Here is a 21,345-nt window from a genome sequence, read left to right as displayed (position 1 = left end):
CGCCGGTCACTCCGGGCGGGTTCGGCGCACGGGCACCGGGGGCGGCACGGCACAACCGGGCCCACCGCAGGACGACGCGCGGGCGCCCGTCCGCTCGCCCTCGACGCCGAAGACGACGGAGGAGTTGCTCGCGGCGAAGACGAGGAGCATGCGCTGGGCGGCGGGAACCAGGCGCTGGGCGGTGGCGTCGAGCGCGTCGGCCGTGGCGCTCCAGCTGACGGACACGGACCCGGCGGGGGTGGTACGGAGTGCGGCGGTGCTCACGGTGGACCGCGGGAAGGGTCAGATGGCGATGTCGTGGGAGGCCAGGTCGGCCAGTGCCCACTCCTCGACCTCGGTGAGATGGAGCGCGGCGGCCTCCTGGGCCGCGCCGACGTCACGGGCCGCCATGGCGTCCAGGATCTCCAGGTGTCGCCGGGTGGCTCCCGCGAAGCGGTGCGGGCCGGCCGCGCCGAGGACGCGCAGCCAGTAGACGAAGGGTTCGACCGAGTCGTGGGCCGCGATCAGCCGGCTGTTGCCGGTGCTGGCCATGATCGCGCGGTGGATGCGGGTGTCGCTGGCGAAGAACGGTTCGTAGTCGCCCTGTTCGGCCGCGCGGATGGCGGCAACGGCCTCGTCGCGCAGGTCGGCGATCTGCGCCAGCGGCATGGCCCCGGCGGCCACTCCGGTGGCGAGCCACTCCAGCCCCTTGCGCAGTTGGCAGACCTCGTGCACGTCGTTGCGGGTCGGCCGGGTGACGAACGTGCCGGAGCGCGGACGGGTCTCGACGAGCCGGTCGTGCTCCAGACGTTGCAGGGTGTCGCGCACCGGGGTGCGGGAGACGCCGAACTCGGTCGCCATGGCCTGCGGGTCGAGCCGGGCCCCCGGGGCGTAGACACCCGTGGTGATCCGCTCGCACAGGATCGAGTAGAGCTGCTCGGAGAGCGATTCCACGACAAGGGGGGTGGTGCCGCGGCGGCTGTGGACGGACGGGGTGGCCATGATCGCCCTTCTTCTCCAACGGTTGCTGCGGCGCCGGTTCCCGGGCAGGGTCCGGCGCTGTGGATACAGCATCTGATCGATCAGATTAGCCGCTCGCGGGGCGGTCCTTCACCTCGCCGGTGCCCTCTTCCAGGCGATCCTCGCCGTGCCGTTCTTCCTGCTGCTCCGGACCGGCCAGTTCTGGACTTACGTGTTGGGTATGACCCTCGGACTCGGTATCGGGCACGGCGCCATGTACGGCGCTCAAGGTGCCCTCTTCTCCCACCTCTACCCGGTCATCGTCCGCTACCCGGGGCTGTCGGTGCTCCGGCAGATCGGAGCCACCCTCGGCGGCGGTCTCGCCCCGCTGATCGGCACCGCCCGGCCGGCCGCGGCCGGCGGACACCGGGCCCGGCCGATCGACCACTGCGTCGGCGTCGGTGTCGGCGTCACCGTGGTCCTGGCCCTGGCCCCGGCCGCCGCCCGGCCCGCGGTCGGCGAGGCGTCCGCCACCGCGACCGGCGCACCGGCCCCGCACCTCCCGAAAGGACCCAGCTGTCTTGAACCCTCCCCCAGCTGAAGCAGGGGGATTCCTGGCTCAGGAAGCCCCACAGACCAGCGGCCTGAAAGGTCTTACTCCCTCAACACCAGCCGGGACGGAACCTGCCCGGTTTGTTGAGCAAAGCTCGGAAGTACCGTCTTGGTTCTCGATCGGCACGGTGTGCGCGCTTGGTTCTCGCAACGAACGACATGCACCTTATCCGATCGTGTGGCGGTCTTTCGCCCTGAAGGCGAAACCCCTTTCCCTGCCCTGCTCCGCAGTGGTTCGATTCCTCCCCGGCCTGAAGGCGGGGGCATCCTCGAAGGAGACCAGGTGAACAGCCTGTTCCTGCCCGAACAGCACCCCGTGGAGCAGGCCCTGCGCGGCCTGGCCCTGGCCCACCCGCATCTGCTGCACCTCACCGAGGACCCGCTGTACGTCACCACCCTCGACCGGCACCCCGGCCGGCGCGTGGGCCTCGTCTCCGGCGGCGGATCCGGCCACGAGCCCCTGCACACCGGATTCGTCGGGCGCGGCATGCTGGACGCCGCCGCCCCCGGCCGGATCTTCGCCTCGCCGCACAACCGCCAGGTCTACGAGGCGTCCCGGGCCGTCGCCGGCCCGGACGGTGTGCTGCACGTGGTGAAGAACTACACCGGGGACCGCATCAACTTCGGCATCGCCGCCGAACGCCTGCGCGCCGACGGCATCCCGGTGCGCCGCGTCCTCGTCGACGACGACCTCGCGACCGAGAGCACCGAGACCGCCACCGGTCGCCGCGGCACCGGCGCCACCGTCATCGTGGAGAAGCTCCTCGGCGGCGCCGCCGACTCAGGTCTCGGACTGGACGAACTCGCGGGCCTCGGCGCCGAGTTCGCCGCGGCCTCACGCAGCCTCGCGGTCGCCGCACGCGCCCAGACCTCGCCCTCCCGGGGCGGCGAGGCGTTCGCGCTGCCCGACGGAACGCTCGAATACGGGGTCGGCATCCACGGCGAGCGCGCCGCCGCCACCCTGGAACACCCGGGCTTCGAACCGCTCGTCGACCGCATGACCCAGCAGATCCTCGACACGCTGCCCCCGGCCGCCGGCTGCGTCCTCCTCCTGGTCAACGGCCTCGGCGCGACCACGCTGCTGGAGCTGCACGCCGTCCACGCCCGGGTGTCCGAGTTGCTGGACAAGCGCGGCCTGAGCGTGGCCGGCCGGCTCGTCGGGACCTTTGTCCCGGCCCTGGACATGAGCGGCTTCTCCCTCACCCTGACCGCCCTGCGCGAGGACTGGACCGCCTTCTGGCACGCACCGGCCCGCACCCCCGCCCTCCCCGCACTGGAGCCGACCCGTTGACCATCGACCGGCATCTCGTCCTGCGCACCTACGCGCAGGCGGCCCGCACCGCACACGACACCCTCACCGCCCTCGACCAGCTCTCCGGCGACGGCGACTTCGGCGACAACCTCCGCGAAGGACTCGACCGGGTCGTCTCGGCACTTGAGGCCCGGCCCGCCGCACCGCCGTTCGCCGTGGCCGCGGAGGTCTTCCTGAACGAGGTCGGCGGCACCAGCGGCCCCCTGCTCGGACTGCTGTTCCAGGAGATCGCGGGCGCCCTCGCCGCCCGGGACGACCGCGCGGCCTGGGCCGCCGGGGTCCGCGAGGGGCTCGCCGCGATCCAGCGGGTCGGGGAGGCGGAGCCCGGCGACCGCACGATGGTGGACGCCCTGGTCCCGGCCCGGGACGCCCTGGAGGCGGGGGCGGACCTGCGCGACGTCGCCCTCGCCGCCCTCGCGGGGGCCCGGGCCACGGCCCTGCTGCGGGCCCGGCGCGGACGCGCCTCCTACGTCGGTGAGCGGGCCGTCGGTTCCCCCGACCCCGGCGCCCTGGGGGTCGCCCTGCTGTTCTGGTCCCTGGCCCGGGCGCAGGGCCGGTCACCGGGCGAACTGACGGACTTCCTCGGGGACGCACAGGAGCCGGGGCAAGGACCGGCAGCCGGTCAGGGGACACCCGCGTTCCAGGGCTGATCCCGTACGCCGAAGCCGCCCCGCCCGAAGCGTGTGGGGCGGCCGTGCGGTGGGGGCGTGCGCATCCGCCCCCGTGACACGGCACGACCGCTGGGGCCGCCGCCGGAGTCCCGCCGTCCGCGGGATGCCGTTGCGGCGGCCCGCCGGTACCCTATTCATTGGGTGATGAATTACCGCTCTCCGGAAGGCGGGGCTGTCATGGAACGGACCACATGTTGTGTCATCGGCGGTGGTCCCGCGGGCATGGTGCTCGCCCTGCTGCTGGCCCGGGCCGGTGTCGAGGTGACGGTCCTGGAGAAGCACGACGACTTCCTGCGCGACTTCCGCGGCGACACCGTGCACCCCTCGACGCTGGCCCTGCTGGACGACCTGGGGCTGGCCGAGAAGTTCGCCCGGCTGCCTCAACGCCGGGTGCACACCGTCCAGATGCCCGTCGGGGCCGGCCGGTCGCAGGTCACGATCGCCGACCTCGCGGTGTTGCGCGGCCCCTACAACTATGTGGCGATGGTGCCCCAGTGGGACCTGCTCGACCTCCTCGCCGACGAGGCCCGGCGCGAGCCCTGCTTCCAGCTGCGGATGGGTACCGAGGCCACCTCCTTCCTGGTCGAACACGGCCGGGTGACCGGCGTGCGCTACCGCACCGGCGACGGCCGCCACGGAGAACTGCGCGCCCTCCTCACCGTCGCCTGCGACGGCCGCGGATCCCTCGCCCGCAACCGGCCGGAGCTGGGACTGCGCCGCTACCGCTGCCCGATGGACGCCTGGTGGTTCCGGCTGCCGCGGCACGCAGAAGACCCGCGCGGACTCGTCGGTCACGCGGGCGACCGTTTCCTGACCGCGATGATCGACCGCGGGGACTACTGGCAGTGCGCCGCCCTGATCCCCAAGGGCTCCGACGCCCGCCGCCGCGCCGCCGGGCTCGACCGCTTCCGCGCCGAGTACGCCGCCGCCGTCCCCTGGATCGCGGACCGCGTCGACCGGCTGCGCTCCTGGGACGAGGTCAAGCTCCTCGACGTCCGCCTGGACCGGCTGCGCCGCTGGCACCGCCCCGGACTGCTGTGCATCGGCGACGCCGCGCACGCGATGTCCCCGGTCTTCGGCATCGGCATCAACCTCGCCGTCGAGGACGCGGTGGCCGCCGCCCGCCATCTCGTCGGGCCGCTGCGCCGCGGCACCGTCGGCCTGCACGATGTGCGCGGCATCCAGCGCCGCCGCCGTCCCACCACCGTCGCCACCCAGGGACTGCAACGTGTGGCCCATGCCCGCCTCATCGCTCCCGCCCTACAGGGGCGCCCGCCCCTGGGCGACGTGCGCAGGGCGCGGCACCTGGCCGGCCTGCTCGCCTCGTCCCGGCTGCTGCGCCGGCTGCCCGCGTACTTCATCGGATACGGGGCGCTGCGCGAACGGCCACCGCGAAGCGCCGTCCGATAGCCCCGCGCGGGACCGCCGACCGGGCGCGGCCGACGCCTTGGCGAAGCCGGGCACGCCCCGGAGCAGGCGGTGCCGTGCCGGCGGGCCGGGACCGCGGTGAACAGCCGCTGCCCGGACGGCCCGGCGGTGGCCAGGGCACCGGCACCGCGGTCAGGCGGTCGCCCGCCGCGGTTGCCGCACGGTGAGCCGCCCGGCGCGCGCGAGCGCCGCGATCGAAGCGGCGCACCCGAGCCCCGTCGCGGCCAGGGCGCCCCAAGTGAGCCAGAGGACGCCGTGCCGTACGGCGAAGTCCCACAGCGCCCCGGTGGCGAGGTTGCCGAGGGTGATGCCCAGGCCGGAGACGGTGTTGTAGAGGCCGTAGTGGGTGGCGACCAGCCGGTCCCCGGACAGTGAGACGACGGTGTCCATCTCGAAGGGATAGACCACCGCGCTGCCCGCCGCCAGCAGCACCACCGCGGTCAGCAGAGCGGCGACGACCACCGCGCCGGCGTGGTGCGGGACGAGCGCCGGCGGCACGAAGGCCAGCCCCATCGCCGTGAGCCCGCGCACCAGTGCCTCCTGGGCGCTCCAGCGTCGCCTGGCCCAGCCGGTGAGCCGGAGCTGACCCAGGATCGCTACGGCCGCCGACACCACGAACAGGCCGCTGGTGACCGCCGTACCGTCCGCGCCCAGGGCGTCGGCGGCGGCCAGCGGGAGGGCGAGATAGACCTGGAACGTCAGGACGTACGACCCGATCATGGCGGTGGCGAACAGCAGGAACGGCCGGTTGGCCACCACCCCGCGCCACTGGGCGAGCACCCCCTCCCGCCTGGCGCCGGTGTCGGCCGCCGCGTCGTGCCGGGCCGGCAGCGCGCGCCACTGCAGCAGGGTCAGTACGGCGAAGACGCCCGCCGCCGTCGTGCCGACCACCCTGAAGTCGGCGGCCAGCAGGCCGAGTCCGACGAGCGGGCCGAGCAACATGCCCGCCTGGTAGTGGACGTTGAAGAGGGCGAAGGCGTCCACGCGGCGCTCGCCCGCCTCGACGGCGAGGTAGGCGCGCACGGCGGGGTTGAACAGGGCGCCCGCGAAACCCGTCGCGGCGGAGGCGGCGACCAGCGCGGGCAGGTTGTCGACCCAGCCGAGCAGCCCGAAACCGAGCGTGCGCAGCAGACAGCCCGCCATGATCGGGGCCTTGTAGCCGTAGCGGTCGGCGAGGGTGCCGCCGATGAGGAACATGCCCTGCTGGGAGAAGTTCCGCACGCCCAGCACCAGTCCGACCGCCCAGGCGGCGAGACCGAGCGCACCCGAGAGATGGACGGCCAGGTAGGGCATGAGCATGTAGAAGGCGAGGTTGATGGCGAACTGATTGGCCATCAACAGCCGTACGGCGGGCGGGAAAGAGCGGGTCTGCCGCCAGAGGTTCCTCATCGCACGGCCCCCGGGAACCGGGTAACGGCACCCGAGAACCGGGGAACCCGGTCACCCGCGAGCGGGTCGGTGACCCGGGTGCAGCGCGTCCAGCGGGTGACGGCCCGCTCGCCGGGGTCGTGGATCTCGTCCGGCTCGTCGGCGGGCGGGTGCCCGAGCAGATCGTGCCGCCGGCAGTAGGCGTCGTCGAAGACGGTGCCTACGTAGCGCTGCGGCCCGTCGGGGAAGACGGCGGCGATGCGGTCATCGGCGGGCAGGATGCGGGCCAGCCGGCGGGCGACCAGCGCGACCGCACCCACGCTCCAGCCGCCGGTGGCGTAGTGGTGCCGCGCCAGTTGACGGGCGGCCCACACCGCCTCGGGCGCGGCCACCCAGTGCACCTCGTCGAAGAGGTCGTAGGCGACGTTGCGCGGGTAGATGCTGCTGCCCAGACCGCGCATCAGACGGGGTGCCGCGGGCTGGCCGAAGATGGTGGAACCGGTGGTGTCCACGCCGACCACGCGCAGCCGGGGGAAGAAGCCGCGCAGGACGGATGCGATGCCCGCGGAGTGGCCGCCGGTGCCGACGGAGACCACCAGGGCGTCGATACGGCCGAGCCCGGCGACCAGTTCGCGGGCGAGCGGGGCGTAGGCGGCCACGTTGTCCGGGTTGTGGTACTGGTCCGGACACCAGGCGTCGGGGACGGCGGCGAGGATCTCGGCGACGCGGTCGCGGCGGGCCTGCTGCCAGCCGCCTTCCGGATGCGGGTCGGTGACCAGGTCGACCTCGGCGCCGTAGGCGGTGAGCAGGCCCGTCATCAGGGGCTCCATGCCGGGGTCGGAGACCACGGTGACCGGGTGGCCGTACACGGCGCCGGCCAGGGCCAGACCGAGACCGAGGGTGCCGGAGGTCGACTCGACGACGCGGGCACCGGGCAGCAGCCGACCGCGCTCACGGGCGGCACGGACCATGTACAGGGCGGTGCGGTCCTTGATGCCGCCGGGGTTGTGCCCTTCGAGCTTGGCCCAGAAGCCGCGTCCGGCGGCGGTGAAGGGTGCGCCGATCCACAGGACGGGGGTGTCGCCGACGAGTCCGGCGGGGGTGTGCAGCGGATCTCTGGCGTCGGCCGGCAACCGGGCGGGGGCGTGCACGGCGGGTGCGTGCGGGGTGGGCGCGTGCCGGGCGGGGGAGCGCTGGACGGAGGAAGGCTGGACGGCGGAAGGCTGGACAGGGGAATGCGGGACGGGGGAATGCGGGACGGGGGAATGCGGCAGCGAAGTGCCGTCGTGCTGGTTCATGGCGTGCTTCTCCCGCGGCCGAGGAGTACGAGCACGTGGTCGGCCGCCGTGGTCGAAGGAGTGGGGGACTGATCGGTCGGCGCACATCGCGGCGGCAGGCCCGAAGCCTCCGCTCGTCGTGCGGCTCAGCGGCCGATCAGGACCTCCACACGCCCAGGCGGGCCCTCGACCGGCCGGCCGTGTCCGTACCGGGAGCCGGACCCGCGGGCGGGCCCGTCCTCGGGGCCGGGAGCTTGTCGTCTGCCGCGGTGGGCGGTGTGGTGCCGTCCGCGGCGGGGACGGGTGAGGCGATGTCCCGGGGCGGCAGAACCGTCGGCTCGTCCCCGTCTTCGCAGTGCGCCAGATCGTCCCCGGAGGGCGGCGCGGGTTGCGTGACCGGAACGGCGGAAGGCGGCGACACCCGGCCGTAGGCCGCCCCGGCCAGCAGGGGAGTGTCGGCCGGGGCGGGTCCCGCGAACGTCGGACCGTGGGCACAGCCGAGCAGGTGGACCAGTACGGCGAGCAGCAGCACCAGTGCCGCTCCGGCCGGTGTCACGGGCCGGAGCTCGCGACGTACCGACCGAGCCACCATGGGCACACACGGTAGTCGACCATGTGCGGAAAGTTCCGGCGGGGCGTGCCGGGGCGCACTCGCGCTCTCGACGCGTCGGCCGGAGGCCGTACCGGCATCGTCGATCTGCCCGAAGGTCCGCCGGGCGGCGGGCCGCGGCGCGAGGATCCGGAAGTCCGTCGGACGGCGGGCCGTGGCCGGGGGGATCCGGAAGTCCGCGGGCGAGGGGCCGTGGGGTGGGGACGGCGACATGCATGCGATCGCCGCATCGGGTGAACACGCACCGGTGTTCGTCCGTATCTCCCCTCGACCGTCCGTCCACCGCGCGGACCGCGCAGGCCCGACAACGGAGCGAGCGACGTGCCCCAGCAGCAACCGCGATCACACCCCGGCCGCACCTTCACTCCCGCCCGTGTGGTCCGCGGAGCCGCCTTCGCCGGAAGTCTGGCCCTCCTGCCCCTGTCCGCGGCCTGCGGCGGGGGCGAGGGCGACGCGGCCCGCGAGAGCAGGGCGTCGAAGAGCCCCGCGATCTCCGCCGTGCAGGCCCAGGTCGTGGCGCCCGCGAAGGTCGAGGTCATCGCGCGTCTGACGAACTGCAAGGCCAAGATCCGGATCGAGGCGGACGAGCTGCGGCAGGGCGTCTGCCACACCGAGCGGGCCGACTACCTCATCACCACCTTCCCCGAGGAGCGGTTCCAGCGGACCTGGCTGGACACCGCCGCCATGTACCAGGGCGACTTCCTGGTGGGATCGCGCTGGGTGATCAGCGCCGAGCCGGAGTCGCTCGAACGGTTCAGGTCCACGACCGGCGGCACGATCGTCCACATGTCCGGGATGGGCCCGAGCCCGGCGCCGAGTTCCTCCTGACACGGTCTGCCTTCGGATACGGCCTGCCTCCTGGTGCGCCTACGGCGCGACTACGGCCGGGCGGGCCGAAACGCGCTGACGACGTACAGCGCCTCGTCGTCGACCGCGTTCTCCGCCCAGTCCAGCGCGATGCGTGTCGGGTGCCCGTCGGCCGCGTAGTCCGCCTCGGCCCTCGCGGCGTTCTCTCGCCGTGCCCCGTCGAGTTCCGCGAGGAGGTCGCCGAGCGTGGGGAGGGCGGCGGGTGACTGCTCCGCCACGCGCCGACCGCTCTCGTCGAGTCCGACCGCGTTCACCACCTCGCCGTCGCGAACGGTCACCCGGAAGGTGCCGATCAGCGCCCGTTCCCCCGCGCTCGACGTCAGCGTGTACGAGTACGCGGCAGGCTCCTCCCAGCTGGTTCCGCCCGACCCGGCGGCCTTCGTCCCGGCCGGATCCCACGCCCGGCCGGTGCGTGCGCCGCGGGGCGTCGCGATCACCCCGTCGCATACGGCGGAGCCGCGTTTCCGTGTTCACCGGTCCGGGCGGCGGCTGGTCGGCGTGGCGGACGGGCCATGCCGTCGCCAGCTCCCGGACCATTTCGATGCGGCAGGAATTTATGCAGGTCAGCGGCGGGTTAACGGACATGACAACGGTCACCGGTGCAGCCTTTGGTGTTTGCCTCGGGCATGCGTTTCACTGCGAGTCGGGCATCCGTCGCGAGCGGGGAGGCACACGAGATGAGCGCACACGACCACGGCGCGGAACACGACCACGGAGCGATCGGGCACGCGGGCCACTCGCACGGCGTGGCGGCGGACGCCGACCGCCGCTGGCTGGCCATCGCGCTGACGCTGATCACGGTGTTCATGGCCGCCGAGGTCGTGGTCGGCATCGTTGCGAGTTCGCTGGCGCTGATCTCGGACGCGGCACACATGCTCACCGACGCGGTCTCCATCGTGCTCGCCCTCGTTGCCATGCGGCTCGCCGCCCGGCCGGCCCGCGGCGGATACACCTACGGCCTGAAGCGGGCCGAGATCCTCTCCGCCCAGGCCAACGGGCTGACCCTGCTGCTGCTCGGTGCCTGGCTGGCCTACGAGGCGGTACGTCGGCTGATCGCGCCACCGGAGGTGGCGGGCGGTCCGATGCTGGTCACAGCGCTCGCCGGGATCGCGGTGAACGTGGTCGCGACCTGGTGTCTCTCCAAGGCCAACCGGGCCTCGCTCAATGTCGAGGGCGCCTACCAGCACATCCTGAACGACCTGTTCGCCTTCATCGGTACGGCGGTCGCCGCCCTGATCGTGGTGTTCACCGGCTTCGCGCGGGCCGACGCCATCGCCACGCTCGTCGTCGTCGCCCTGATGGCGAAGGCCGGGTACGGGCTGCTGCGCGAGTCCGGCCGGATCTTCCTGGAGGCCGCCCCCGCCGACGTCGACCCGGACCTGCTGGGCGACACACTCGTCGGCCGGCCGACCGTCGTCGAGGTCCACGACCTGCACGTCTGGCAGATCACCTCGGGCCAGCCGGCACTGTCCGCGCACGTCCTGGTCGCCCCGGACGGCGACTGCCACGCTGTCCGACGGGACCTGGAGGCACTCCTGCGGCACGACTACGGCATCACCCACACCACCCTCCAGGTCGACCATGTCGCCGAGTCCGTCCTCCAGGTCACCCGTCCCGGTGAGCAGACCGAAGGTCCCGGCCACTGCGAGGAACCCCACGGCCCCGCCCACCGCGACGAACCCCACCCCCACTGACCCGCCCCGCACCGCCCGGCCGTGGGCGGGGGCCCGGCCGAGGTCGTAGCCGTGCCGTGCCGGTGCCGTGTCAGGGGTCCGTCAGCGTTGGGCCGTCGCCCGTCAGCATCGCGTCATGGGGCGTCGGAGAGCCGAGGGGGAGGGCCTAACGTCGACACCACGCCCCGGCCCGCCTCCCCGCGTCCGGGGCGGTCAAGCAGCTCCATGTCAGCACACGGATCCTCTCGGAGGCATCCCATGACAGAACTCCTCGGCGACGACCCCGAGCCCGCTGATCGGCCCCCGGCCGGACCACTGTTGGTCCCGGTCCGGCCGGGGCCGTGGGGACAGGCGATATGTGTCTTCCGCACTCCTCCGGGCGGCCGTACGGCCGTCGGATTCACCTCGGTGCGGCGCCTGACCGCGACGCTCGGCCGCGAGCAGGCGTGGATCGTACTGGCCGAGCCCGCGCTGCGTGCGCTGCTCGCCCCGCTCGGCGTCACCCTCGTCACGGTGGATCCGCAGCTCTCCGCGCCGCCACCCGCTTCGGTCGTCCCCGTCACCCCGGCGCCCATGACCGCTGCGCCGAAGGCCGGTTGCGAGGCGGTGACACCATGAGCGTCGTCAAGGAGCCCGTGCCCACCGCGACGGCCGCCCGCCGGTGGTCGCCGTGCGCGCGGGCCGCGGGCCGTGCACCGCTCCTGCTCCGGCGCGAAGTTCCTGGACGACATCCGTGGCCGGGACGTGGGGCGGTGACCGGGCCGGGCGGACGACCGACCGCCGCGCCCCGCGGTTCCCGCGTCACGGCAGCCGCGGGAGCCGGGCGGTGATGGCCTCGTCGAGCTCCGCCATGGTGCGCCGGAAGGCGTGTTCGAGGTCCACGTCATAGCGGTACGCGAGGATCAGCACCGACCACAGGCAGTCGGCGAGTTCGTGCTCCAGCGCGGCCCGACCGCCCGGAGCCTCGCGCGCACCCTCCTCGGCCATGACGAGTTTGGCCAGGTCACCGACGTCTCCCATGAAGCCGAGCATGAACTCGTTGCGCGACCAGACCCGCCCGCGTTCATGGCGGTTCAGCTCGTCGTAGCGGTCATGGATCCGTACGGCCAGGTCCTGCATCCGGGTGAGGTCCACGGGGTCTGTCCTTCCGTCCGGGGAGCGGAGGCACACGGCACCGACTCTCGCCGAGGATCCCGCGGACGTCCAGTCCGGCCCCGGCCACAACTCTCGGCCCCAACCCCGGCCGGGAACGGTCTTCTTCGCACACCCGGCTCGACGATGGCACCCACGCCCGCGGTGGCCCGGATGGCGGCGATCTCGGCGGCCATGGCCGGCCAAGTGCCCTGGAGGTTCCCGGAGTAGACGTGATCGAAGTGGGGCGGCGGGCCCGGGGCCCGGGCAGCGGGCGGCGGATACCCGCGGATACCCGTCGAACAACCGGACCAGCGCGCTGACTTGATGCCTTGACGTGCCGGTCACCGGATCCGGCGACAGCGGGACCTGTGTGGTAAACACCGAGCATGCCGACCGAAACGTTTGATTACCAAGTAGAGGCCCGTCAGCTGCTCCAGCTGATGATCCACTCGGTCTACTCGCACAAGGACGTCTTCCTTCGCGAACTCGTCTCCAACGCCTCCGACGCGCTGGACAAGCTGCGCCTCGCGGCGCTGCGCGACGACGTGCCCGACGCCGACACCTCCGACCCGCACATCGAGATCGAGGTCGACAAGGACGCCCGTACGCTCACCGTGCGGGACAACGGCATCGGGATGTCGTACGACGAGGTGGGCCGGCTCATCGGCACCATCGCCAACTCGGGAACCGCCGAGTTCCTCCGGGAGTTGCGGGAGGCCAAGGACGCGGGCGGCGCCGAGGGGCTCATCGGCCAGTTCGGCGTCGGTTTCTACTCCGGCTTCATGGCGGCCGACGAGATGACCCTGGTGACCCGCAGGGCCGGCGAGACCCAGGGCACCCGCTGGAGCTCCCGAGGCGAGGGCACGTACACCCTGGAGACCGTCGACGAGGCGCCGCAGGGCACCGCCGTCACGCTCCACCTCAAGCCGGCCGACCCCGAGAACCAGCTCCACGACTACACCGCTCCCTGGAAGATCAGGGAGATCGTGAAGCGCTACTCCGACTTCATCACCTGGCCCATCCGGATGGTCCCGGAGAAGGGCGAGGGCGACGACTCCACGCCCGAGCCCGAGACGCTGAACTCGATGAAGGCCCTGTGGGCGCGCTCGCGCGACGAGGTCACCGACGACGAGTACCACGAGCTGTACAAGCACATCAGCCACGACTGGCGCGCCCCGCTGGAGACCGTCCGGCTCCAGGCCGAGGGCACCTTCGAGTACCAGGCGCTGCTCTTCCTGCCGGAGCACGCCCCGCACGACCTGTTCACCCAGGGCCACCAGCGCGGCCTCCAGCTCTATGTCAAGCGCGTCCTGATCATGGACGACTGCGAGGCGCTGCTGCCGCCCTACCTGCGGTTCGTCAAGGGCGTGGTGGATGCCCAGGACCTCTCGCTCAACGTCTCCCGCGAGATCCTCCAGCAGGACCGGCACATCCGGATGATCCAGCGGCGGCTGACGAAGAAGGTCCTGTCCTCGGTCAAGGACATGAAGGCGAACGACGCGGAGCGGTACGCCACCTTCTGGCGGGAGTTCGGGGCGGTACTCAAGGAGGGACTGATCACCGACACCGACAACCGGGAAGCCATCTGCGCCGTCGCGACCTTCACCAGCACCCACGGTGACGACCGGCCCACCACGCTCCAGGAGTACGTGGAGCGGATGAAGGACGGCCAGGACGACATCTACTTCATCACCGGCGAGTCCCGGCAGAGCGTCGAGAACTCCCCCCACATGGAGGCGTTCCACGCCAAGGGCATCGAGGTCCTGCTGCTCACCGACCCCGTCGACGAGGTGTGGGTCGACGCCGTCGGCGAGTTCCAGGGCAAGCGGCTGCGCTCCGTCGCCAAGGGCGAGATCGACCTCGGGACCGACGGCGAGGAGAAGGGCGCCGGGGAGAAGGAGAAGCAGAGCGAGGAGTACGCCGGACTGCTCGGCTGGATGCAGGACCAGCTGGGCGAGGAGGTCAAGGACGTACGTCTGTCGTCGCGGCTCACGGTCTCCCCGGCCTGTGTCGTCTCCGACGCGGGCGACCTCACACCGGCGCTGGAGAACATGTACCGCGCGATGGGGCAGGAGGTGCCCGCGGCCAAGCGGATCCTCGAACTCAACCCCGACCACCTGCTGGTGAAGGGCCTCAACCAGGCGTACAAGGCGCGCGAGGACCGCTCGGGTCTGGTGGAGAGCGCCGAACTGCTCTACGGGCTGGCGGTGCTCGCCGAGGGCGGGCGGCCCAAGGAGCCGGGCCGCTTCGTGAGGCTGGTCGCGGACGCGCTGGAGCGCACGCTGTAGCGAGCACGGGCGGACGCGGAGCCCGCACTCCGCGTCCGCTCCCGGTGGGAGTGTTCCCAGGTGGTCAGGACGCCCGGATGCCCGCCTCTTCCGTCGTACGCCTACCGTCCCGCCGACTAGGACGCCGTCGAGGACATCTGCGTCCGCACCGCATACGTCGGCCGGGGTAGCCGTCCGCCTTGCACACGTGGGCCGGGACAGCCGTCCGCACCCCGCGGACCCCGCGGTCTTCCCCGCCGCCTTCGCGGCCCCCCTACGTCCACCCGGAACCGGAGTCGGCCTTTGTGCTCGACGACGCACTTCGACCTGCTGCCGACCTGGCGAGGCCGCGGCCGCGGTCACGGCCGTGCGCTGATGAAGGTCCTCCTCCGGTGTGCCGGACCCGGGCCCGGTCAGGTGTCCCGGTCAGGTGTCCCGGTCAGGTATCCCGGCCGGACGACAGAAGTGCCGGGGCCGCATCAGGACCGGGGGTCCAGGCAGTGCCCCAAAGGGGCGCGGGGCTGTGTCGATATGCGGCTCCGCCGCCTGGGCGCGCCCAGCCACGACGCTGCCGCGGGCAATGGACGGCCCGTCCGGGCCACAACACCGCCGCGGGGGACGGCGCGTCCGTCCGACTACAACACCCCGCACACAAACCAACGCCCCCTTCACGCCCCACCCAGCGGAGCGCCTAGCATCGGTCGATGCCCCGACCGTCCCGCCCGGCGGAGAGTGAGTCCCACCGTGTCCCCATCGCGTGCCGAGTTCCGCAGCCACCCGGACCGTCCCCTCTTCGGCCTGGTCGCCGACCCGGACCGGCCCGAGGGTGAAGCGGGGAGAACACTCCTCCTCGTCCGCCGCTTCGACACCCCCTTCCTGCTGACCGCGTCCCTCTCCACCGGCGCCGGATCCAGTGAACTGACCCTCGACCGGGGCACGTCGGGCAAGGGCCGGATCGCCGAATTCCGTCGGCTGTCCGGTCGGGCCGTCCTCGTCCTGCGCGACAAGCACCGGCTCACCACCGCAGGCCCGGCCGCCGTCCGCGCGGGCGCCGACTCCTTCGCCCGGTCCGTGATCTGGAGCGCCCCCGTCCTGCGCGAGGACACCGACGGCGCCCTCATCGACCCCACCGGCCTCGCCCCGTGCGGCCCGCCGCCGCGAGGCCGCCCACACCCTGACCGCATTCCTCACCGACCCCGCCGCCGCCCACCTCGACCCGCTGCCCCGAGTACCGCCCGCAGAACCCCTGTGACCGCCGACTCCACACAGCCGCTAACTCGCTGACGAGCCGTCACATTGCTGAAGCGCTGCGCCGGGTTCGAGGTGACCGTCGTCGACAGGAGGAACACCGGCCCTGGCACACGCCCCTACCGCGCCAGCGCGGCCATGGCGATGCGCTCGGCGACCGGGTTCCGCGACGTGCCCTTGGCATCGGTGGAGTTGACCGAGTAGACCAGCGTGCGGCTCAGGTCCCGGGTGGCCGCGACCGCCGTGCTGTACCCGTAGCGGGCACCGGACTTGAGCCAGTAGACCGTGTGGTCGTACTCGAACCGCTGGAGCCCCGCGCTGTAGATGGCGTCGTCGATCCCCGGCGGGAGCGTGAACATCTCCCGCAACTGCGGCTCCGGCACGATCCGTCCCCGGAAGACCGCCGTGATCAGCCGCTCCAGGTCGGCGGTGGTGGAGATCATGTCGCCCGCCGCCCAGCGGTCCGACTGGTTCCAGTCCGTGACATCGACGAAACGCGTGCTCCCGTCGGAGCGCTTGACCACCTGATAGCCGCGGTTGTGCGGACCGTGGACGCGCGGGTCGGTGCCCGGGAAGTATGTGTGGCGCGTCCCGGCCGGGCGCAGCACCAGGCGGGTGGCCGCGGAGGCGTAGGAACGTCCGGTGACCTTCTCGATCAGCATGCCGAGGATCGTGTAGTTGATGTTGAGGTAATGCTGCCGCTCGCCCGGGGCGAATTCCGGGCCCTTCGCCACCGCGGACGCCACCACCTGGGCCGGGGGCAGGGTGTCGAAGCGGTGCGCGTACTGGTCCTCGAAGGCGTCGCCCCAGCCGTCGCCCGCCTGGATGCCGCTGGTGTGGTTCAGCAACTGGCGTACGGAGATCGGCTCGAAGTCCGGGGTGAGCAGTAACGGCAGGTAGTGCTGGATCGGCGCGTCCAGCTCGACCCCGCCCTGTGCCGCGAGCCGCAGCACGGTCGCCGCCGTCACGGCCTTCGTCGTCGAACCGGCCCGGAAAAGGGCGTTGGGGTCTGCCGCCCGTCCACTGGCCAGATCGTGTACGCCCGCGCTGCCCCGCCACCTGCCGTCGGTGCCGCCGACCCGGACCAGCGCGGCGGTCGCGTCGATACCTGGCAGACCGGCGAGCGCGGCCCTCAGCGCCGCGGCATCGGGCGCCGCCGTCGCGTGTGAGGCGGTGGCGGGCGCGGCGAAGGCGGGGGCCGCCAGTGGGCCCGCTGTCACGGCAAGCGCGAGGGAGACGGCGAGGACGGTGCGGCGGCTACACGGTTGCATACAGGGCTCCTTGAGAAGACCGGCGTCCAGGTGGTGGCGCCATCCTCCGGTGCCGCACCGCCCGCTGAATCGTCGGCGAGGAGGGCATCCGACCCCGGCACCCCCCGGATGAAATCCCCTCACACAACGGCGAGTTGCCGGGGATTCGCACCTAGGGGGACAGCCGTCACCGGACTGGGCCCGGCAGAGGTCCTGCTCGTCGGGCCCGTTCTCGTCGGGCCCCTCCTCGTGCATGAGCACTCAGGCGCCCCCACGGCACTGACCGACCCCCTGCCCTTGCCGCTCTGCAGGCCCCGAGGCGCCGACCCGGACCGCAGCCCGCCTGACGGCCGCCGCCGTACCCGGTCCGTACCCGGTCCGTACCCGGTCCGTACCCGGTCCGTACCCGGTCCGCACCCGGTCCGCGGACGGCGGGTCCCGGCGCCGTCGAACGCCGTGATCCCCCCGCGTGTCGCGCGGCTCGGCGGCCTGGGTCGGGAAGACCATTCCGCTGTTCGTCCACAGGTCCACCACCGGTGTTCACCCGGAGTGCCCAGGATTCGCCATGGGCATGTCCGTTGTGGTTCACGGTGTGCCCTTCACTTTTGGAGCGATCAGGAAGGACGGCTGCCGATGCGGCCAACACTGCGGCCAACACTGGGGCGAAGACGAAAGGGTGGCGGATCCGGCGGGCAGCGGCTTGCGGGCGCCGCTCTGACCGCGCTCGTCCTGGTGGGCGGAAACCTGACGGTGGCGTACGCCGACACCGACACGGACCGGCGCGCCACGGACAAGAAGAACTCGTCGAGCCAGAACGCGACGACCCTGCCCACCCTCACCCCCGGCGAGGGGTCGTACCTGGAGGGCACCCGGAAGGTAGCGGCCACGCCGACCCTGGCCGGCGACTCCGTGACCCGGCTCGCCGTCGACGGGAAGGCGATCGACGCCGAGAAGACCGTCGGGGTGTCCCGGCTGAGCTTCGATGTCGGCTCGAACTCGACGGAGTCCCGCTACCACAACTACGTGCTGGTCAACGGCGAGTACCGGGCGGACATCGGCGACCTCGTCAACGAGCGCGGCACCATCGAGATCCCGAACGAGCACCTCGTCAAGGGCGAGAACAAGATTCAGATCTTCGCCGGCACCGTCGAGACCTCGTGCGGCACCAACCACGACGACTTCGTGCTGTCCGACATCCAGCTGACCCTGCTCGGCGAGGTCGCGGACGGCGAGGAGAACGAGTACACGTACTCCTTCGGCGACGGCAACTGCGGCTCCAACAGCTCGCTGCTGAAGGAGGCGACGCTCAGCTTCTTCGTCCTCGGCGACCCGCAGGGCACCACCGGCCTGCACAGCGACCTGGACACCACGAAACTCGCCAACGGCGAGCACACCCTCACCGCGACCACCGCCTCGCGCAAGACGGTGACCAACAAGGTGACCGTCAACAACGCCCCGGCGGGCGCCCCCCGGCTGCTGCCCAAGGACGGCACCCTGGTCAAGGGTGGACAGCCGGTGTTCGCCGACTTCCCGGCGGGCGCCGACGGAGCGGTGTCCGCGCTGACCGTGGACGGCGAAAAGCCTGTCACCACACCCCAGTTGGGCAACGGCGCGGCCACGTTCTCCTTCGACGTCGGCGCCAACTCGCTCGACGACAAGTACGACAACCACCTGCTGGTCAACGGCAAGCGGATCGATCTGGGCGGCACCTGGGTCAGTCAGCGGGTGGACATCGCGATCCCCGCGCGGTTCCTGGTTCCCGGAGACAACACCATCAAGGTCGTCACCGGCCCGTACAAGGAGAGCTGCGGCAACAACCGCGACGACTTCGACATCTCCGACCTGCGCCTCGCCCTGGACGGTGCCACCGTCACCGGCAAGGACATCGCGGCGTCCTACGCGATGGGCGACGGCAGTTGCGGCAGCGCCGCCGACCGCCTGCCCGAGGCCGAACTCCACTACACGATCGCCGCCCCGGCCGTATCCGTCACCGACACGCTCGGCTCCGGCAACGCCACCCTCGGCTTCACCGTGGGCGGCAACTCGATCGAGGCCCGCTACCAGAACCACATCCTGGTGAACGGTCAGCGGCTCGTGCTGGACGCCGACCATGTCAGCCGGCACGTCGACCTGACCTTCCCCAACGAGTGGCTGGTGCCCGGCTGGAACACCATCGACGTCGTCACCGGCACCTACGCCACCTCCTGCGGCGCAAACCGGGACGACTTCGCGCTGTCCGGCATCACGCTGACGCCCCTCGGCGGCACCGCCGAGGGCCGCATGGTCAAGGGCTCCTACAGCTTCGGCGACGGCAACTGCGGTGACAACGTCAACCCGCTGACCGAGGTCGACCTGGAGTTCTTCGTGGACGGCCCGGCCAAGGGCGTCCGCGCCGACCTCGACACCGCGAAGATCGAGGACGGGCAGCACACCCTGGCCGCCACCTCGAAGTCCGGCAAGACCGCCACCCGCGTCCTGGTCACCGACAACTCGGCGCCCGAGATCGCGAGCAGCACCCCCAAGGCCGACCAGAAGATCACCGCGTCGGTCGTACTCGGCGTGCAGATGAAGGACTTCTCGGGCGTGGTGAACGGCCCGGACATCAAACTGGACGGCAAGGCGGTCAAGGCCGGCGCCGCGATCGGACCCGGCCTGTCCGCGGGAGCGCACACGCTCTCCGTGACCGCCACCGACTCCCTCGGCAACACCGGCACCCGCGAGGTGGCGTTCACCTCCACCGGAATCCCGGACACCCCCGCACAGCTGACCCCCGCCTCCGGCACCACCGACGCCGACCGGAACGTCACGCTGTCCGCGAAGGTGGCCGAGCCCGACGGCGGCGAGGTGACCGCCACGTTCTCCGAGGCCGAGATCCTCACCCCGGGCCGGGTGTACCAGGGCACGGCCACCGCCGTCCCGACGACGCTGAAGGTCAAGGGCGAGAAGAGGATCAAGGCCGCCGGTCTCGCGCCCGCCGACGGCAGGACGCTCGCCGCGCCCTCCTCCTCCGATGTCACCTTCCAGCGGTTCGACGTCCGGGTGAAGGGCCACGTCGACCAGCCGGTGCTGCGCTGGGAGGGCGTCATCGACCCCGAGCGCCTCGCCTCGCTGCGGGTGTGGAACAACGGCACCGACCAGTGGGACGTCGTGAGCAGCGCCCGCGGCGCCGCCCAGGGCAACACGGTGCTCACCGCCGTACTGGACCGCGCCTACGTCGACCACCAGCAGGTCCACGTCATGGTGACGGGCGAGGACCCGTTCGCCGACGACATCGACGCCGGTGACCCGAACGCGTTCGCCGACCCCGGCTCGTACGACTTCTCGATCGTCCACTACACCGACACGCAGTACCTGTCCGAAGGCGCGGTGGAGCAGGAGACGCCCGAGGAGCGCGCGGTCTGGGAGAAGGCGTACGGGGACGTCGCCCGCTGGATCGTCGACAACAAGGACAAGCGGAAGATCGCCTATGTCGCGCACACCGGCGACATCATCGAGAACAACATCCGTAAGCCCGCCGACGAGGCCACGCAGAAGCAGGTCGTCGGCGAGCTGGAGGTGTCCTCCGAGCAGCAGAAGATCCTGGACGACGCGGGCATCCCGAACGGTGTGATCGCGGGCAACCACGACAACCAGTCGGGAACCGAGAACGGTCCGGACGCCATCTACAACAAGTACTACGGCCCCGACCGCTACCAGGCGCTCTCGCAGGGCTGGGAGCATGCCAGTTACGGCGGACCCTGGCGGGCCGGCGACAACCAGAACCACTACGACCTGTTCTCGGCCGGCGGCCAGGACTTCGTCGTGGTCGGCCTGTCGTACGGTGTGACGCGGGAGGAGGCCGAATGGGCCGACTCGATCTTCAAGCGCTTCCCCGACCGCAACGGCATCCTGCTCTCGCACGACTACCTCGCACCCAGCTCCCACCCCGACGGTCGCGGGGCCCCGTTCTCCGCGCCCGACGGCTCGATGCTGTTCAAGACGGTGGTCCAGGACAACCCCAATGTGTTCCTGATCCTGGCGGGCCACGAGCACGGCGTGGGCACCAACGTGAAGCCGAAGGTCGGCGAGATCAGCCATGATGTGGTCGAGCTGCTCGCGGACTACCAGTTCTACACGGTGTCCGCGGACCGGCTCGGGCTCACCGAGATCGGCGGCTACCAGCCCGACAGCAGGCTCCAGTTCGGCGCGAGCTTCTTCCGGTTGCTCCAGTTCGACGTGGCCCGCTCCGAGCTGACCGTCGACACGTACTCACCGCTGCTCGACGAGTTCGGCGCCACCGAGTACGACACCGACCACCGCTACGACGGCACCGAGGACAACATGGTGCTGCCGGTCGACCTCAACTCCCGCAAGACGACCTTCGAGACCGACTCGGTCGCGCTGTACGACCCGGTCGGCGTCGTCGGGCGAACGAAGGTCAAGTCCGGTGAGGTCGCCTCGGTGACCTGGAAGAACCTCAAGCCCGGTTCCACCCACGCGTGGTTCGTCACGGCCCGCTCCGGCGGCGGCGGTGTCACCGCCTCCGAGCCGAGCGTCTTCGTCACCAAGGACGCCCGGGGCCGACCCGGCACATGGAACGCGGACACGCCCTACCACGAGTGGTTCGCGCCGTCCGAGGGCCGACGCTGACCGGCTGACCGCCGGCCGTGCCCGGCGGTGGTCGTCCGCCGCCCCGGACCCGCGCGGTCC

The 21,345-nt window shown here is 72.0% G+C and carries 18 protein-coding genes and 1 pseudogene; 10 read left to right on the top strand and 9 right to left on the bottom strand.

Translation table 11 applies throughout. The features are described 5' to 3' along the window. Positions 1-6: 6 nt before the first annotated feature. The gene (locus ACWEKM_RS21910; protein ID WP_451622856.1) at positions 7-264 is read right to left on the bottom strand and encodes a hypothetical protein; all 258 of its coding nucleotides are present in this window, start codon (positions 262-264) and stop codon (positions 7-9) included. An 18-nt stretch (positions 265-282) separates the two neighbouring features. Next, the gene (locus tag ACWEKM_RS21905) at positions 283-981 is read right to left on the bottom strand and encodes a GntR family transcriptional regulator (RefSeq protein ID WP_451622855.1); all 699 of its coding nucleotides are present in this window, start codon (positions 979-981) and stop codon (positions 283-285) included. A 145-nt stretch (positions 982-1,126) separates the two neighbouring features. Here ACWEKM_RS21905 and ACWEKM_RS21900 point away from each other — a divergent pair, with 145 nt between their 5' ends. From ACWEKM_RS21900 to ACWEKM_RS21885, 4 genes are all read left to right on the top strand, one after another. Then, entirely contained in the window at positions 1,127-1,540 is a 414-nt protein-coding gene (locus tag ACWEKM_RS21900; RefSeq protein ID WP_451622854.1) for a hypothetical protein, read from the top strand. Between the two features lie 294 nt (positions 1,541-1,834). Next, the gene (locus tag ACWEKM_RS21895) at positions 1,835-2,842 is read left to right on the top strand and encodes a dihydroxyacetone kinase subunit DhaK (protein WP_451622853.1); all 1,008 of its coding nucleotides are present in this window, start codon (positions 1,835-1,837) and stop codon (positions 2,840-2,842) included. Then, entirely contained in the window at positions 2,839-3,513 is a 675-nt protein-coding gene (locus ACWEKM_RS21890) for a DAK2 domain-containing protein (protein ID WP_451622852.1), read from the top strand. Before ACWEKM_RS21895 ends, ACWEKM_RS21890 begins: the two co-directional genes overlap by 4 nt. 198 nt (positions 3,514-3,711) lie before the next feature. Continuing rightward, positions 3,712-4,944 (top strand): FAD-dependent oxidoreductase, encoded by a 1,233-nt coding sequence (locus tag ACWEKM_RS21885; protein ID WP_451622851.1) that lies wholly within the window; start codon positions 3,712-3,714, stop codon positions 4,942-4,944. Positions 4,945-5,094: 150 nt separating this feature from the next. Here the strand turns inward: ACWEKM_RS21885 and ACWEKM_RS21880 are convergent, their stop codons facing one another. The 3 genes from ACWEKM_RS21880 to ACWEKM_RS21870 all read right to left on the bottom strand — a co-directional run bounded on the left by ACWEKM_RS21880 (position 5,095) and on the right by ACWEKM_RS21870 (position 8,163). Then, positions 5,095-6,351, bottom strand: a complete 1,257-nt coding sequence (locus ACWEKM_RS21880; protein ID WP_451622850.1) for an MFS transporter — start codon at positions 6,349-6,351, stop codon at positions 5,095-5,097. Next, complete coding sequence (locus ACWEKM_RS21875; RefSeq protein ID WP_451622849.1) at positions 6,348-7,628, bottom strand: PLP-dependent cysteine synthase family protein; 1,281 nt, start codon at positions 7,626-7,628, stop codon at positions 6,348-6,350. The genes ACWEKM_RS21880 and ACWEKM_RS21875 overlap by 4 nt, the downstream gene beginning before the upstream one ends. Before the next feature lie 136 nt (positions 7,629-7,764). Next, positions 7,765-8,163, bottom strand: a complete 399-nt coding sequence (locus tag ACWEKM_RS21870) for a hypothetical protein (protein ID WP_451622848.1) — start codon at positions 8,161-8,163, stop codon at positions 7,765-7,767. Positions 8,164-8,538: 375 nt separating this feature from the next. Here ACWEKM_RS21870 and ACWEKM_RS21865 point away from each other — a divergent pair, with 375 nt between their 5' ends. Then, entirely contained in the window at positions 8,539-9,045 is a 507-nt protein-coding gene (locus tag ACWEKM_RS21865) for a hypothetical protein (protein WP_451622847.1), read from the top strand. Positions 9,046-9,095: 50 nt separating this feature from the next. Here the strand turns inward: ACWEKM_RS21865 and ACWEKM_RS21860 are convergent, their stop codons facing one another. Next, on the bottom strand, positions 9,096-9,521 hold the full coding sequence (locus ACWEKM_RS21860) for a DUF6174 domain-containing protein (protein WP_451622846.1): 426 nt from the start codon (positions 9,519-9,521) through the stop codon (positions 9,096-9,098). Positions 9,522-9,761: 240 nt separating this feature from the next. Between ACWEKM_RS21860 and ACWEKM_RS21855 the strand changes: the two genes are divergently transcribed. Continuing rightward, positions 9,762-10,778: a cation diffusion facilitator family transporter gene (locus ACWEKM_RS21855; RefSeq protein WP_451622845.1), complete on the top strand. Its 1,017-nt coding sequence runs from the start codon at positions 9,762-9,764 to the stop codon at positions 10,776-10,778. Between the two features lie 237 nt (positions 10,779-11,015). Continuing rightward, complete coding sequence (locus ACWEKM_RS21850; RefSeq protein WP_451622844.1) at positions 11,016-11,375, top strand: SAV_915 family protein; 360 nt, start codon at positions 11,016-11,018, stop codon at positions 11,373-11,375. 183 nt (positions 11,376-11,558) lie between these two features. Here ACWEKM_RS21850 and ACWEKM_RS21845 read toward each other — a convergent pair whose 3' ends face one another. Both ACWEKM_RS21845 and ACWEKM_RS21840 read right to left on the bottom strand, forming a co-directional pair. Further along, the gene (locus ACWEKM_RS21845; RefSeq protein ID WP_451622843.1) at positions 11,559-11,891 is read right to left on the bottom strand and encodes a MazG nucleotide pyrophosphohydrolase domain-containing protein; all 333 of its coding nucleotides are present in this window, start codon (positions 11,889-11,891) and stop codon (positions 11,559-11,561) included. Between the two features lie 140 nt (positions 11,892-12,031). Further along, a pseudogene (locus ACWEKM_RS21840) lies at positions 12,032-12,142 on the bottom strand (short-chain dehydrogenase); the annotation flags it as partial. A 135-nt stretch (positions 12,143-12,277) separates the two neighbouring features. Here ACWEKM_RS21840 and htpG point away from each other — a divergent pair. Next, entirely contained in the window at positions 12,278-14,179 is a 1,902-nt protein-coding gene (htpG, locus tag ACWEKM_RS21835; protein ID WP_451622842.1) for a molecular chaperone HtpG, read from the top strand. A gap of 723 nt (positions 14,180-14,902) precedes the next feature. Beyond that, positions 14,903-15,442 (top strand): hypothetical protein, encoded by a 540-nt coding sequence (locus ACWEKM_RS21830; protein ID WP_451622841.1) that lies wholly within the window; start codon positions 14,903-14,905, stop codon positions 15,440-15,442. A gap of 83 nt (positions 15,443-15,525) precedes the next feature. Here ACWEKM_RS21830 and ACWEKM_RS21825 read toward each other — a convergent pair whose 3' ends face one another. After that, a complete protein-coding gene (locus tag ACWEKM_RS21825) occupies positions 15,526-16,677 on the bottom strand; it encodes a serine hydrolase domain-containing protein (protein WP_451622840.1) in 1,152 nt (383 codons plus the stop codon). 612 nt (positions 16,678-17,289) lie between these two features. Between ACWEKM_RS21825 and ACWEKM_RS21820 the strand changes: the two genes are divergently transcribed. Beyond that, complete coding sequence (locus tag ACWEKM_RS21820) at positions 17,290-21,285, top strand: metallophosphoesterase (RefSeq protein WP_451622839.1); 3,996 nt, start codon at positions 17,290-17,292, stop codon at positions 21,283-21,285. Positions 21,286-21,345 lie beyond the last annotated feature (60 nt).

This window comes from Streptomyces sp. NPDC004752 (assembly GCF_053601275.1).
Note: the sequence above shows the minus strand (reverse complement) of the source record. Positions and strands in the feature narration are given on the sequence as shown.